The organism is Paraburkholderia sp. IMGN_8 (assembly GCF_038050405.1).
Taxonomy (GTDB): Bacteria; Pseudomonadota; Gammaproteobacteria; order Burkholderiales; family Burkholderiaceae; genus Paraburkholderia.
Window position 1 is genome coordinate 992266 of record NZ_CP150900.1, and the last position, 14476, is coordinate 1006741.

Consider the following 14476-nt stretch of genomic DNA (forward strand, 5'->3'; position numbering starts at 1 on the left):
GCCGCATTTTCCCACACTCGCCGACGCTGCCCCGGATTTGACCTCGCGCGTCAACATCTATAACATGTGAATACATGTTCATATGTACGTTGACGTACCGCTCGCTATGGCTTCCATCACACTGCCTTTCAGCTTAGAAGACCGTTCGGTAGACACCATCGTGCCGCTGGCCGATCTGTTCCGCTTGCTGGGAGACCCAACGCGCCTGCGCATCGTGCTCGCGTGCGTCGACGAGCGGCGCGCGGTCGGTGCGATTGCCGAGGCGCTGGGCTTGTCGCCGTCGCTGGTGAGCCACCATCTGCGCCTGTTGCGCGCGGCGCGTATCGTGCGCGCGGAGCGCCAGGGCAAGCAGGTGTTCTATCTCGCCGCAGACCGTCACATCAGCGCGATGCTGGCCGGCATGCTCGAGCATGTGGCCGAACCGCTCGCCGAATTACCTCTGGATCCGTCATGAAGAAAACCACCACTCCGAACCCGGCCGCCGAAGAGCGCGACGACGACCACGTACCGGTGTGGCTCGATGGGGCACTTGATGGGGGCGATAGCGAAGATGCGCGAATCGATGGCGAGGCCGGTGCCGACCCCGCTCATGCCGGACATGAGCACGAACACGGTCATGAGCACGGCGCGGCCCGCGCACATCCGGCCGATTCACAGGGGGCGGGCGATCACGCGGAGCCTGGCCATCAGCACAGCCACGGCGGTGAAAGCCACGCCGGTCACCACCACAGTCACTCCGGCCACCATCACCACGCTCACGCACCTGTCGAAGGCCACGGCCGCGCCTTCGCGCTCGCCGTCGCGCTGAACGTCGCGATCGTGGTGATTCAGGGCATCTACGGCGTGATCGCGCATTCCACCGCGCTGCTCGCCGACGCCGGCCACAATCTCTCCGACGTGCTCGGCCTGCTGCTTGCCTGGGGCGCCGTATGGCTCACCACGCGTCGGCCGTCAGCTCGCTATACGTTCGGCTACGGCGGCTCGTCCATCCTCGCGTCGCTCATCAATGCCGGACTGCTGCTGTTCGCGTGCGGCGTGATCGTCGCCGAGGCGGTCGGGCGATTGATGAACCCGGCGCCGGTCGCGGGGCTCACCGTGTTCGTCGTCGCGACGGTCGGCATCGTTGTTAACGGTATCTCCGCGTGGCTTTTCATGCGCGGCCAGAAGGAAGACCTGAACATTCGCGGCGCCTTTCTGCATATGGCGGCGGACGCAGGCATCTCGGCGGCGGTCGCGATCAGCGGTCTGGTGATTCTCTACACCAACTGGACGTGGCTCGATCCGGTGATGAGCCTGCTCGTGGTCGCTGTGGTCGTGTACGGCACCTGGGGCCTGCTGCGTGATTCGGTGCGGCTCGCGCTCGACGGGGTGCCGGCCGGCGTCGATCTGCAACACATCCACGAGTATCTCGCCGGCCAGCCGGGCGTCACCGAGGTACACGACCTGCACGTCTGGGCGCTGTCGACCACCGGCAATGCGCTCAGCGCGCATCTGGTGATGCCGGGGGGACATCCCGGCGACGAGTCGCTCGACGGCATGGTCGTCACGCTGCGCGAACGTTTTTCGATGCAGCATGCGACGCTGCAAGTCGACCTCGGCACCACCGAGCACCGCTGCGCGATGGATCATCCGCCGCACGCGCACTAAAGCCCCGCGGCATCGGCGCCGGCGCCGCGATTGATGCAGCGCACCGTCGATTGGCGTACGGGCGGCGTACACTAGAACGCACTGCTGCCTCCGGAGTTCCGCATGGACGCTGCTCGAAGCGACGCGTCGCCGGTGCTGATCGTCGGCGCGGGTCCGACCGGACTCGCCGCGGCCATGAGTCTGGCGCGTGCGCACATCCCCGTGCGTCTGATCGACAAGGCGATGCGGCCGAACCCGCACTCGCGGGCCATCGGCATTCAGGCGCGCACGCTCGAACTGTTCGAGCAGCATCGGCTGATCGAGCCGTTTCTCGAGCTCGGTCATCGGGCGCGAATCGCCAATCTCTTTTCAAATGGGCAGCGCCTCGCGCGGCTCGATTTCGATCCGCTGCACACGCGCTATCCCTATCTGCTGTTTCTCGATCAGGCGATCACCGAACGTCTGCTGACCGAGCATCTGGCGACGTTCGGCGTGACGATCGAACGGGGCGTCGAGCTGACGATATTCTCGCAAGGCGTGACCGGCATTCAGGCGACGCTGCGTCGCGCGGACGGTCACACGGAGACCCTGCATCCGTCGTACATGATCGCCGCCGACGGCGCGCATAGCGTGATCCGTCACCGGCTCGGTTTGAACTTTACCGGCAAGACTTTCGAGCAAAGTTTCCTGCTCGCCGACTTGCACGCTGAAACCGATTGGCCCGAAGACGAGTTCCATATCTTCGCTTCAAGCGAAGGTCTGGTCGCGCTGTTTCCGATGGGCCACGGCCGCCATCGTCTGATTGCCGATCATCCGGCCGAGCCCGCCGCTACCGCTGCGCCCGCCACGCCCGCAGTGCTCGGCGAGCCGCCGCTCAACATCGTGCCTCCGCCGCCGCTCGACGAATGCCGGGCGTTGATCGCGCGGCGCGTCAATCACCGGGTCGAGGTGTCGGACCTGGCGTGGTCGTCGTACTTCCATCTGAACAGCCGGATGGTGGAGAAGCTGCGCGTCGGGCGCGTATTCCTTGCCGGCGACGCCGCCCATGTGCACAGCCCGGCCGGCGCGCAAGGGATGAACACGGGCATTCAGGAAGCCTTCAACCTCGGCTGGAAGATCGCGCGGGTGCTCAACGGCGCGGCGCCGGACCGCCTGCTCGATACCTACCATCTGGAGCGCTATCCGATCGAGCGTGACGTGCTGCGGCAAACCGGCTTCATCACCCAGATGGCCGAAGCCGATCACGGACCGCTGAAGCTGCTGCGCGAGCGGGTGATGCCGGTGCTGGCCGCGCTCGGTCCGCTACGCGATGCGGCGCGTCTGACGATCAGCGAATTGTCGATCCAGTATCGGCGCAGTCCGCTGACGTTCGAGCGCGTACTCGACGGCGGGCCGCGCGCCGGCGAACGGGCGCCGGATGCGCTGGTGCATGTGGTAGACGGGCCGCTGGGGCGCGCGCCCGGCGTCGGCTGCATTTTCGATCTGCACGACCCGGCGTTCTTTTCGCTGTTCCTGCTGGTGCCGCCGGTCCCCGCCGACGAAACGCCGCTCGATCCGGCCGCCAAACACGAGCCGCCGCCGGATGCGGAACTGGAGCGGCTTGTCGCCGAGGTCGAGAAATTGTTGCCGGGCGCAGTGCGTATCTGGCGCGTGACGGATACGACGGGTGAGGGTGGCCCGCCGCTGGCCGAATCGTATGGCCGCACGCGGCCATCGTTCTATCTGGTGCGGCCGGACGGCTACGTCAGTGCACGCGGCCGCACCGGCTCGGATTTGCAAGGCTTGCTGCGGCACTGCGAGGCGTGGTTTACCGTCGGCGGAGTAGTACCGGAGCAGGCGGCCCTTTGAGCCGGCCGGCTCTGTCGCGCAACGACCGGTAAAGCCGCCGGGACCGCCTTGTGCGTTGCCTTACGCCTTACGCTTACGCGAAAGAAGAAGCCGCCGGCATCAGTTGATCGCGATGTTTGACGAGCGCCTCTCTGACGATGTCCGACATCGCGATGCCGTTCGCATCCGGTTGGTCGAGCGTCGCCAGCAACGCGCGCCGCATGCGCGGCTCCCAGAAGCGGTGAATATGATCGGCGATGCCGGCCAGCGCCTCTTCGCGGTCCGGCATCGACTCGAAGAACTCGCCGATCCGGTTCGCCATGTCGATCAGGTTCTGGTCATCCATGGCTTGCCTCACTTACCCGACGTTGCATTGGCCAACTCACGCTGCTTCAGCAGATCGAGCTGCTCGGTGTTGAAGCGCGAATACTCCTGCTGCCACTGCGACGGCTGTTCGACCGGCATCACCTGCACCGCGGTAACCTTGTATTCCGGGCAGTTGGTGGCCCAGTCCGAGCTATCGGTGGTGATCACGTTCGCACCCGATTCGGGGAAGTGGAACGTCGTGTAGACGACACCCGGCTGCATCCGCTCGGTCACCTTCGCGCGCAACACGGTCTGGCCCGCGCGCGATTCGATGCCGACCCAGTCGTCGGTCTTGATGCCGCGTTCTTCCGCGTCGTGCGGATGCAGTTCCAGACGGTCTTCGTCGTGCCAGCGCGAGTTTTCGGTGCGGCGCGTCTGCGCGCCGACGTTGTACTGCGACAGGATGCGGCCCGTGGTGAGCAGCAGCGGGAACTTGCGCGTGACCTTTTCAGGCGTTGCGATGAACTTCGTAATCACGAACTTGCCCTTGCCGCGCACGAAGGTGTCGATGTGCATGGTCGGCGTGCCGTCGGGCGCGTTCTCGTTGCAGGGCCACTGGATGCTGCCGAGCTCGTCGAGCTTTTTGTACGAAACGCCGTGGAAGGTCGGCGTGAGACGGGCGATCTCGTCCATGATTTCGGACGGGTGCGCATAGTCCATCTCATAGCCGAGCGCGCGCGCGAGCAGCACCGTGACTTCCCAGTCGGCGTAGCCCGGCACCGGCGGCATCACCTTGCGCACGCGCGAGATGCGGCGTTCCGCGTTGGTGAAGGTGCCGTCCTTTTCGAGGAACGACGAACCCGGCAACAGCACGTGCGCATACTTCGCGGTCTCGTTGAGGAAAATGTCCTGCACGACGATGCATTCCATCGACGACAGCGCCGCCGACACATGATGTGTGTTCGGATCGGACTGCACGATATCCTCGCCCTGGCAGTACAGGCCCTTGAAGGTGCCATGCACCGCGGCGTCGAACATGTTGGGAATGCGCAGGCCCGGTTCCGGTTGCAACGTGACGTTCCATGCTTCTTCGAACAGCGCGCGCGTGATCGGATCGCTGATGTGACGATAGCCGGGCAGTTCGTGCGGGAACGAGCCCATGTCGCACGAACCCTGCACGTTGTTCTGGCCGCGCAGCGGATTCACGCCGACGCCTTCGCGCCCGATGTTGCCGGTCGCCATCGCGAGGTTGGCGATGCCCATCACCATCGTCGAACCTTGCGCGTGCTCGGTGACGCCGAGGCCGTAGTAGATCGCGGCGTTGTGGCCGGTGGCGTAAATGCGGGCGGCGGCGCGCACTTCTTCGGCCGGCACGCCGGTGAGCTCCGCGGTGGCTTCCGGCGCATTTTCAGGCAGCGCGACGAATGCCCGCCATTGCTCGAACGCACGCGTTTCGCAGCGCCCGGCGATGAAGGCTTCGTCGAGCAGGCCTTCGGTGACGATCACATGCGCGAGCGCGTTGATGATCGCGACGTTGGTGCCCGGACGCAGTTGCAGATGATGCGACGCCTTCACGTGCGGCGTATCGACGATATCGATGCGGCGCGGATCGACCACGATCAGCTTCGCGCCTTCGCGTATGCGGCGCTTCATCCGCGAGCCGAACACCGGATGGCCGTCGGTCGGATTCGCGCCGATCACCATGATCACGTCGGCTTTATCGACTGACGCGAAAGTCTGCGTGCCGGCCGATTCGCCGAGCGTCGTCTTCAGGCCGTAGCCGGTCGGCGAGTGGCACACGCGCGCGCAGGTGTCGACGTTGTTGTTGCCGAACGCGGCGCGCACGAGCTTCTGCACGAGATACGTTTCTTCGTTCGTGCAACGCGACGACGTAATGCCGCCGATCGAATCGCGGCCGTGCTTCGCCTGGATGCGGCGGAACTCCGAGGCCGCGTAACTGAGCGCTTCTTCCCAGCTGACTTCGCGCCACGGATCGGTGATCTTCGCGCGGATCATCGGCCTGGTGATGCGGTCCTTGTGGGTCGCGTAACCCCATGCGAAGCGGCCCTTCACGCAGGCGTGGCCTTCGTTGGCCCGGCCGTTCTTGTGCGGCACCATCCGCACGACCTGGTTGCCCTTCATCTCCGCCTTGAACGAGCAGCCGACGCCGCAATACGCGCACGTCGTGACCACCGAATGCTCGGACTGGCCGAGCATGATGACGGATTTTTCCTGCAAGGTCGCGGTCGGGCACGCGGCGACGCACGCGCCGCACGACACGCACTCCGATTCCATGAACGGCTGGTTTTCGCTGGCCGCGACGCGCGACTCGAAGCCGCGCCCGGCGATGGTCAGCGCGAACGTGCCTTGTGTCTCTTCACAGGCGCGCACGCAGCGATTGCAGACGATGCACTTCGACGGGTCGTATGTGAAGTACGGATTCGATTCGTCCTTCTTGTCCTTCAGGTGATTTGCGCCATCGAAGCCGTAGCGCACTTCGCGCAAGCCGGTCACGCCCGCCATGTCCTGCAGTTCACAGTCGCCGTTGGCGGGGCAGGTCAGGCAGTCGAGCGGGTGATCGGAGATGTACAGCTCCATCACGTTGCGCCGCAGCGATTGCAGGCGATCGGTTTGCGTGCGCACTTTCATGCCGGCTTCGACCGGCGTCGTGCACGAGGCCGGATAGCCGCGCTTGCCTTCGATTTCGACCAGGCACAAGCGGCATGAACCGAACGGTTCGAGCGAGTCGGTCGCGCAAAGCTTCGGCACGTTCACGCCGGCTTCCACGGCGGCGCGCATCACCGACGTGCCGGCCGGCACCGTCACCGCCTGGCCGTCGATTTCGAGCGTGACGTCGATGTCGGCATGACGGAGCGGCGTGCCGTAGTCGGTGTCGTCGAAGAACGAGCGGGGCGCGCGTTGTTGTTGTGTCTGCAGTGCTTGCGATTTGCACGCGCAGTTGCCGGAACCGCAGCCACCGGCAGGGGAGTTGGGCACGTCGGACATATGAGGCTCCTGGGTCAGGCCGCGGCCGCTTTGGGCGCGTGATCGAGGCCGAAATCTTCGGGGAAATGGTCGAGCGCGGACAGCACCGGGAACGGCGTCATGCCGCCCATCGCGCACAGCGAGCCGGACACCATCGTGTCGCACAGGTCACGCAGCAGCTGCACTTGCCGCGTCGAGGTGTCGCCGTTGCGAATCCGTCCGATGACTTCGACGCCGCGCGTCGAGCCGATCCGGCACGGCGTGCATTTGCCGCACGATTCCAGCGCGCAGAAGTGCATCGCATACTGCGCGAGTTCGGCGAGATTCGAGGTGTCGTCATGCACGACGATGCCGCCGTGGCCGACCACCGCGCCGACGGCCGCATACGCCTCGTAGTCCATCGGAATGTCCCACTGGCTTTCCGGCAGATAGGTGCCAAGCGGACCGCCGACTTGCGCGGCGCGCGCCGGCCGCCCGCTTGCCGTGCCGCCGCCGTAGTCGTAGAGCAGTTCGCGCAGCGTCACGCCGAACGCGAGCTCGACGAGGCCGCCTTGCTTCACATTGCCCGCGAGCTGGAACGGCAGCGTGCCGCGCGAGCGGCCCATGCCGAAGTCCTTGTAGAACGCGGCGCCGCGCGCGAAGATGATCGGCACCGTTGCGAGCGTGATGACGTTGTTGATCACGGTCGGCTGGCCGAACAAGCCGACCAGCGCCGGCACCGGCGGCTTCGCGCGGACGATGCCGCGCTTGCCTTCGAGCGATTCGAGCAGCGCGGTTTCCTCGCCGCATACGTAGGCGCCCGCGCCTTTCGCGACGAACAGCTCGAAGCGGTGCGCCGAGCCGAGCACGCTGTCGCCGAGCCAGCCCGCGGCGCGCGCCTTGGCGATCGCGGCTTCGAGCGTCGCGATCGAGTGCGGATACTCGCTGCGCACGTAGATATAGCCGACCGTCGCGCCGGTCACGACGCCCGCGATGATCATTCCTTCGATCAGCACGTACGGATCGCTCTCCATCACGAGGCGGTCGGAGAAGGTGCCGGAATCGCCTTCGTCCGCATTGCAGACGATGTATTTCTGCGCCGCTTGCGCGCCGCGCACCGTGCGCCATTTGATGCCGGCCGGGAACGCCGCGCCGCCGCGGCCGCGCAGGCCCGATTCGATCAAGGCTTCGCAGGCGGCGTCGCCGTCGGTGTTCAGGGCTCGCTGCAAGCCTTCGAGGCCGCCGTGCGCGACGTAGTCGTCGATGGACAGCGGATCGGTGATGCCGATGCGCGCGAAGGTCAGACGCTGCTGTTTCTTCAGATACGGAATCTCATCGACAACGCCCGCGCGGCGCGCATGCTCGCCGCCTTCGATGAAACCGGCGTCGAACAGCGAGGCGATGTCGGTCTCTTCCACATTCGCATAGCCGATGCGGCCTTCGGCCGTTGCGACTTCGACAAGCGGTTCGAGCCACAACAGGCCGCGCGAACCGTTGCGGACCAATTCGATTTCAATACCGCGGCGCGCGGCTTCGGTTTCGATCGCCTGCGCCAGTGCGTCCGCGCCGAGCGCGAGCGCCGACGAATCACGGGGAACGTAAACGCGCGTCATGCCGTTACCTCCACGCATTTACTGGCGGCGGCGAAGAGCGCGTCGAACTTTTGCGGCGTGACTTTCGCGTGCAGCGTGCCGTTGAGCATCATTGCCGGCGAGAGCGCACATTGGCCGAGGCAATACACCGATTCCAGTTCCACCGTCGCGTCATGCCGATGCTCCGCATCGAAACGGCAGCTGGTGTGCGCCTCGATATGTTGCGCGAGCGCTTCGGTGCCCATGCTGCGGCACGCCTCCGCGCGGCACAACTGCACCGTGACGGGCGCGGCGGGCTGCGTGCGGAAGTAGTGGTAGTAGGTGATGACGCCGTGGACTTCCGCGCGCGACAGGTTCATTGCGCGCGCGAGCGGCGCAACCGTGTCTGGCGGCACGTAGCCGAGTTCATCCTGAATCGCGTGCAGTACCGCAAGCAGCGACATGCCCGGCTGGGCGTGACGTTGCACGAGTTGATCCGGCGCGATGGCGAGGGAATCGTCCAAGTGGGGGCTCCTCCAAAGTCATATATGCACTTGTCATTCATAATGAGTGCACCTATGCTTTGTATATTAGATACGGGATAGCGGAACAATAGGCGTGTGAAACGCCTCGTGCAATAGGAAAGAGAAGATCATATATGATCAGGATCGAGTGCCAGGCGCAGCTGGTCGTGAGAGGTCCGGACGGCCGTGAGGCAAGCCTGTCGGACGTGGTGCCGCTGCTTGCGCTGGTGGACGAGTCCGGCAGCATCGCGCAGGCGGCGACGCTTAAGGGTTTGTCCTACCGGCACGCGTGGGGTTTGCTGCGCAGCATCGAGGAGCGTTTGGGCGGTCCGTTGATCGCGAAGGAGCGTGGCCGCGGCTCGGTGCTGTCCGAACTCGGGCAAGCGGTGCTGCGTGCGCAGCGTCTGTGCGGCGAGCGGCTGGACGGCAATATGCAGGCGCTCGCCAGCGAGGTCGCGAGCGATCTGAACCGCTGGCTGGCACCACCCGCCGACGACGTGCGGATTCACGCGTCGCACGGCTATGCCGTCGCTGCGCTGGTGACGGCGCTGGTCGCGAACGATCTGCCGGTCGACATCAAGTACCGCGATAGCGCGGACGCTGTCAGTGCACTGGCGCGTAGCGAATGCGATCTGGCCGGTTTCCATTTGCCGCTCGGCGAGTTTCGCGCGGCGTGCGCCGACACATATCGACGCTGGCTCGATCCGCAACGCCACGTGCTCGTCCATCTGACGCGGCGCAAGCAGGGCCTGTTTCTCGGTAAGGGCAATCCGAAACGAATCAGTGGTCTGAGCGATCTCGCGCGCGGCGATATCCGCTTCGTCAATCGTCAGCCCGGTTCCGGTACGCGGATGCTGCTCGATCTTGCGTTGAGGCAAGTCGGCGTAGATCCGGATCGGGTCAACGGCTATGCGTCGACGGAGCTGACGCATTCGGCGATCGCCGCGTTTGTGGCGAGCGGCATGGCGGACGTGGGCTTCGGCGTCGAGCCGGCGGCGCATCACTTCGGGCTCGACTTCATTCCGATCGTCGACGAAGACTATTACTTCGCCTGCGACCGCGCGCGGCTGGAGCGCGCGCCGCTCGCGACGGTGATCGAACTGCTGCGCGGCGATGCATTTCGCCACAGCGTCGAACAGCTCGAAGGCTACGATCCGCACGACTGCGGCAAGCTGCTCGATCTCGATGTGGGGCTCGGCGAAGCAGCGCTGTAAGCGGCTGTAAACATCAAGGTGCCTTTGGCGCTGCGTGGGGCGTCCGTTTGGGATACTCTCTCAACTTCCGCTTCCGCCTTAACCGCGCGCTGTGCCGCGCCGAATCCGATATGAAAGTTCTTCTTCACGCGTGTGCTGCCGTTGCGACGGCAGGGGTGCTTCTCGCCACCGTTTCCGTTGCTTTCGCACAGAATGCGCCTGGCGTGCCGGGTGGCATCCTGCAAGACGAGTTCCGTCTTGCCGAACATCCGCAAATGCCGTTTGCTGCGTCAGCGCCTTCGGATAAATATCAGTCTGGCAAAAAATCAGCCATGCGCAAGCGGGGCGATTTGGGCGATCCGAACGGCTGCAATCTGCAGTGTCCTAAAGACTAGTGAGTGGACAAATAAGCAGACGAACAAGCGTTTTCGTTTTTGCTTTCGTTCGCGCGACGCCGGCGTTCTGCCGGCGTCTTCGTTTGGTGTTCCTTGCGTGGCGGCTATCGGTTAGGGCTTCGCCGTATGCCACATGTCCTTGAAGCCGTCCCCTTTCATGTCTCCCGCCTGCTTGTCGGCTGCGTAGCGATACAGCGGATGGCCTTTGTACGCCCATTGCTGTTTGCCGTCGGCGGAAGGGATTAGCGTCCAGTCGCCTGACGGCTTGTCCGAAGGGCTCGCTACCGCAGCAGGCCAGTAGCTCATGCAGCCGCCGGTGCAGGCGCTCGCGCCGGGCGTGGTGTCTTTGTCGAAGGTGTAGAGCGTCATGCCGTCCGCGGTAACGAAACGGCCATCGACGACTTTCGGCGCCTCGGCGAAAGCAGCTTGTTGCAGCGCGAGCAGCGTGAGCGTGGAGAGGCAGAAGAGAGTCTTGCGCATGATGTCGGCTCCTGATTTTGGTGTTGGTCTCGCGCGGCACATGGCGTGCAGGCGCGCGTGGCGAATAAACGATTGAATGTGTGCGTTTATTCCATTCGCGGCCTGGTTCGCCGCGCTGATGCTTGCCAGCAAAAAGACACGCTCGATGAAGCATTGAGCGGGCCTTCTGTTTTATAGGCGTTTTCCGTGCGCCGCGCTGTGCCTGGTGCGGTACCGAGGTGAACCTCGCGCACGCCGTTTGCCGGATGCTGGCATCTGCGCGAGCCTGCGAATCGGACCTGGTGCGCCAGGAAAACGTTGCCGGAGTTTGTATGCTGGATCACTGACGTGAGCCAAATTTACTCAATAAACGGCGCCGCGATGCTATGCTGAGGCGCAAAACCGGCAGGTACCGTTTTCAAAGAATACCTAATTAACCCGGAGTTAGGCATGCTGAGAAAGGTAGTCGATCGCGCAAAACAGATCCGGCGCAGCGAGGGGTTCAAGCATTCCGTGGCCATGCCCAGCCGAATGTCGCTCCATGCCAAACAGCGTTTGAACAAGGGCGTATTTGCAATCGAGATTCGGGAGAATTCCGGTTTTTTCTCCGCGATGCAGATGGTCCTGTTTATTCTGATGTATTGCGACGAAAAAAATCTGACTCCGCGCATTTCAGCCCGCGGGGGAATATATGGTGACCCCGAAGGAAAATTGGACTGGTTCTCAGCTTTCTTCGAGACGGTGCGGACGCCGTCGGGCGCAACGCCGACGCAAAATGTGAGGACGTCGACGGTTCGCGATCTGGTTCAGTTGGGCTTTCGCCAACGGTATGAACACCGGCTTCAACTCAAGAGCGCGAGCGAACTCTTTCACGCGCATTATCGACCGGCCGCGCACATCTTCGCCGAGGTCAACTCCATCTGTGAACGGCTCGAGATCGGCGCATCAACCCTCGGCGCGCATTTCAGAGGCACGGATAAGAACCTGGAAGCCATGCCGGTTTCATGGGGAAACTTTTGCCGGCTGGTGGAATCGACGCTTGCGGAAAATCCGCATTTAACCAGCATCTTCGTATCGAGCGACGAACAGGCGTTTATCGACTATTTCGTCGCGTGGCCATTCAGCAAACCAATCAAGGTAGCGCCCGCAAAATTACTCGCAAACGGCAGCACACCCATTCATTTCAGCGGCTATCCAGGACTTGAAATCGGCCGTGAGGCGCTGGTTTCCAGCCTGCTGCTTTCGAGTTGCGGGTTTCTCGTGAAAACGCCGTCTTATTTGTCCGCATGGTCCAAAATATTCAATCCGTCACTTCCGGTGAGGCTCGCGTCGCCCCCGCGTCCGGATGCGTTCTGGTTTCCCGACAGTCGGCTCTGGATCGAACAGGATGAGCAGAGCAGGGTCCTGTTTGATGGGCAGTAGGTCGAACATCGGCGGGTCGAGCGCACTCTGGCGGTCGATCGTGATGCATGGGAATGACGGGCAGCAAAAAACCCCGCGAAGCGTCGGCCTGGCGGGGTTTTTTGTAAAACATTGCAGCCACTTGCAAGGTGTTTGGTGGAGGCGGCGGGAATCGAACCCGCGTCCAGAAGCACTCTACGACTAGTTCTACATACTTAGTTCTGTCTTTTGATTTAACCACCACGACGCGGACGAACACGCTGCGTGACGGCGATTCACTAGATTTTCGACCCGGGCGTCGTGACGCCGCCAAGGCTTAACTGACGTATATGACCTCTGTCGGTATTGCTACCGGTCTTGCGACTCTAACCCGTCAGTGAGCCAGGCAGAGGACGGCGGCCCTTAGGCTGCCAGTGCGAACGTTTCGTCGTTTGCAGTTACGTTTTTCCCATTGATTAACGAGGTGACGGGTCCTCGGTATGCCCTAGCCGCTTCGCAACCCCTGTCGAAACCAGGTCGCCCCCGCGGTTCGTTGCCCAAAATTCTGGGCCAACGTAGATTTTACAATAGTTTGACAGCGACGTCTTTGCTGATTGCCTGGCCGATCGCGGATTGCTGTGCTGCTGCGGCGGCGGTGTATCAGGCAAGGTTCAGCCGATCTCGCGCAGCAGCTTCTGCAATTCAGCCGGCGACTGCACAACGTGCTGTGCATGCCATTGCGTCGGCGGGATATCGTTGCCGCAGTAGCCGTACGCAGCGGCCACCGTCTTCATGCCGGCCGCGAAGCCCGCCTGCACGTCGCGCAGGTCGTCGCCGACATAGATAATGCGTTCCGGCGCCAGATCCAGCTCGCGCGCGGCGTGCAGCAACGGCGCGGGATGCGGCTTCGAATGCGGTGTCGTATCGCCGCTCACCACGCAGCCTGCGCGTTCTTCGAGGCCCAGTTGCGCCACCAGCGGCTCAGTCAGCCGGGCCGCCTTGTTTGTCACGATGCCCCAGCGCACGCCGCGTTCGTCGAGCTCGTCGAGCAATTCGGGGATGCCGGGAAACAGGGTGGTCTCGATGCACAAGTCCGCTTCGTAATTGGCGAGAAACTCCTCGCGCATCGACGTGAACTCGTGGTTGTCGGGGCCGATGCCGAAGGCGCCGCCGATCAGTCCGCGCGCGCCCGCGGAGGCGAGTGGCCGCAGGTCTTCGAGCGGCACCATCTCGAGGCCGCGGTCGTGGCGCATTTTGTTGACGGCGGCGGCGAGATCGGGCGCCGTGTCGGCCAGGGTGCCGTCAAGGTCGAACAACACAGCCTGGAAAAGGCCGAGGTCGGCGTCGTCATCTTCGCGTTGGGGCAGGGGCGTGGGATCGCTCATTGATTGGAAAGAGGTCGGGGCGGATCAGACGTCGCGGCGGCAAGCGAGAATATAGTTCACGCTCGTGTCGGCGGACAGCGCGAAATGCTTGCTGAGCGGGTTGTACACGATACCTTTGATGTCGACCGTACGCAGGTCGGCGGCGCGCACGAAGCCCGCCAATTCCGAAGGACGGATGAAGCGCGCGTAGTCGTGGGTGCCCTTGGGCAGCATCCGCGCGATATATTCGGCGCCGATCACCGCGAACAGGTAAGACTTCACGTTGCGGTTCAGCGTGGAGAAAAACACCCAGCCACCGGGTTTCACCAATGTCTTGCAGGCGGCGACGATGGCGGCCGGTTCGGGCACGTGCTCGAGCATTTCCATGCAGGTCACGACGTCGTATGTGCCCGGTTCGCGGGTGGCGAGCGCCTCGGCGGCGATTTCCTCGTAACTAACGGTTACACCACTTTCAAGGCTGTGAAGATCTGCCACGCCGAGCGCCTGGCTCGACAGGTCGATTCCCTTCACATGCGCGCCCAGTCCCGCCATCGATTCCGACAGAATGCCGCCGCCGCAGCCGATATCCAGAACGCGTTTGCCGGCCAGATGCGCATGCGTGTCGATCCAGCTAAGGCGGATTGGGTTGAGTTCGTGCAGCGGCTTGAATTCGGCGTTGGGGTCCCACCAACGATGCGCGAGATCGCTAAATTTCTGCAGTTCGTGGGGATCGGCATTGGTCATGGGGAAGCTGCCTCGATGAGAGCGGTGAGCGGGCGCTCGAGGATAAACCCTGAGTATATAGGCCGGCGGACGGGGCGGCAAAATGCCGCGCCGCGCTGCGCGGCCAGCTAGAGCATTCGATTC

13 protein-coding genes and 1 other RNA gene are annotated in these 14476 nt (G+C 63.6%); 6 read left to right on the plus strand and 8 right to left on the minus strand.

Features of this window, described 5'->3' with window-relative positions; translation table 11 throughout:
* Positions 1 to 106 precede the first annotated feature (106 nt).
* The 3 genes from WN982_RS04795 to WN982_RS04805 all read left to right on the plus strand — a co-directional run bounded on the left by WN982_RS04795 (position 107) and on the right by WN982_RS04805 (position 3474).
* Entirely contained in the window at positions 107 to 454 is a 348-nt protein-coding gene (locus WN982_RS04795) for a metalloregulator ArsR/SmtB family transcription factor (protein WP_341314630.1), read from the plus strand.
* The gene (locus WN982_RS04800; protein WP_341314631.1) at positions 451 to 1647 is read left to right on the plus strand and encodes a cation diffusion facilitator family transporter; all 1197 of its coding nucleotides are present in this window, start codon (positions 451 to 453) and stop codon (positions 1645 to 1647) included. The genes WN982_RS04795 and WN982_RS04800 overlap by 4 nt, the downstream gene beginning before the upstream one ends.
* 102 nt (positions 1648 to 1749) lie before the next feature.
* Positions 1750 to 3474 (plus strand): FAD-dependent monooxygenase, encoded by a 1725-nt coding sequence (locus WN982_RS04805; protein ID WP_341314632.1) that lies wholly within the window; start codon positions 1750 to 1752, stop codon positions 3472 to 3474.
* 73 nt (positions 3475 to 3547) lie between these two features.
* On the opposite strand, the gene WN982_RS04810 is transcribed toward WN982_RS04805, so the two are convergent.
* From WN982_RS04810 to WN982_RS04825, 4 genes are read right to left on the minus strand one after another with little or no spacing between them, the layout of a single operon-like run.
* On the minus strand, positions 3548 to 3799 hold the full coding sequence (locus WN982_RS04810) for a formate dehydrogenase subunit delta (RefSeq protein WP_341314633.1): 252 nt from the start codon (positions 3797 to 3799) through the stop codon (positions 3548 to 3550).
* 8 nt (positions 3800 to 3807) lie between these two features.
* Positions 3808 to 6765, minus strand: coding sequence for a formate dehydrogenase subunit alpha (gene fdhF, locus WN982_RS04815; RefSeq protein ID WP_341314634.1), 2958 nt, complete (start codon positions 6763 to 6765; stop codon positions 3808 to 3810).
* A gap of 14 nt (positions 6766 to 6779) precedes the next feature.
* On the minus strand, positions 6780 to 8336 hold the full coding sequence (locus WN982_RS04820) for an NADH-ubiquinone oxidoreductase-F iron-sulfur binding region domain-containing protein (RefSeq protein ID WP_341314635.1): 1557 nt from the start codon (positions 8334 to 8336) through the stop codon (positions 6780 to 6782).
* Positions 8333 to 8818 (minus strand): NAD(P)H-dependent oxidoreductase subunit E, encoded by a 486-nt coding sequence (locus tag WN982_RS04825; RefSeq protein WP_341314636.1) that lies wholly within the window; start codon positions 8816 to 8818, stop codon positions 8333 to 8335. Before WN982_RS04825 ends, WN982_RS04820 begins: the two co-directional genes overlap by 4 nt.
* A 134-nt stretch (positions 8819 to 8952) precedes the next feature.
* On the opposite strand from WN982_RS04825, the gene WN982_RS04830 reads away from it, so the two are divergent.
* On the plus strand, positions 8953 to 10032 hold the full coding sequence (locus WN982_RS04830; RefSeq protein WP_341314637.1) for a substrate-binding domain-containing protein: 1080 nt from the start codon (positions 8953 to 8955) through the stop codon (positions 10030 to 10032).
* A gap of 110 nt (positions 10033 to 10142) precedes the next feature.
* Positions 10143 to 10406: a hypothetical protein gene (locus WN982_RS04835; RefSeq protein WP_341314638.1), complete on the plus strand. Its 264-nt coding sequence runs from the start codon at positions 10143 to 10145 to the stop codon at positions 10404 to 10406.
* A gap of 111 nt (positions 10407 to 10517) precedes the next feature.
* On the opposite strand, the gene WN982_RS04840 is transcribed toward WN982_RS04835, so the two are convergent.
* Positions 10518 to 10886: a hypothetical protein gene (locus WN982_RS04840; RefSeq protein ID WP_341314639.1), complete on the minus strand. Its 369-nt coding sequence runs from the start codon at positions 10884 to 10886 to the stop codon at positions 10518 to 10520.
* Between the two features lie 429 nt (positions 10887 to 11315).
* Here WN982_RS04840 and WN982_RS04845 point away from each other — a divergent pair, with 429 nt between their 5' ends.
* A complete protein-coding gene (locus WN982_RS04845) occupies positions 11316 to 12287 on the plus strand; it encodes a hypothetical protein (RefSeq protein WP_341314640.1) in 972 nt (323 codons plus the stop codon).
* Between the two features lie 133 nt (positions 12288 to 12420).
* On the opposite strand, the gene ssrA is transcribed toward WN982_RS04845, so the two are convergent.
* From ssrA to ubiG, 3 genes are all read right to left on the minus strand, one after another.
* Positions 12421 to 12790: a transfer-messenger RNA gene (gene ssrA, locus WN982_RS04850) on the minus strand.
* Between the two features lie 126 nt (positions 12791 to 12916).
* The gene (locus tag WN982_RS04855) at positions 12917 to 13630 is read right to left on the minus strand and encodes an HAD-IA family hydrolase (protein WP_341314641.1); all 714 of its coding nucleotides are present in this window, start codon (positions 13628 to 13630) and stop codon (positions 12917 to 12919) included.
* A 24-nt stretch (positions 13631 to 13654) separates the two neighbouring features.
* On the minus strand, positions 13655 to 14353 hold the full coding sequence (gene ubiG / locus WN982_RS04860; RefSeq protein ID WP_341314642.1) for a bifunctional 2-polyprenyl-6-hydroxyphenol methylase/3-demethylubiquinol 3-O-methyltransferase UbiG: 699 nt from the start codon (positions 14351 to 14353) through the stop codon (positions 13655 to 13657).
* Positions 14354 to 14476: the final 123 nt, after the last annotated feature.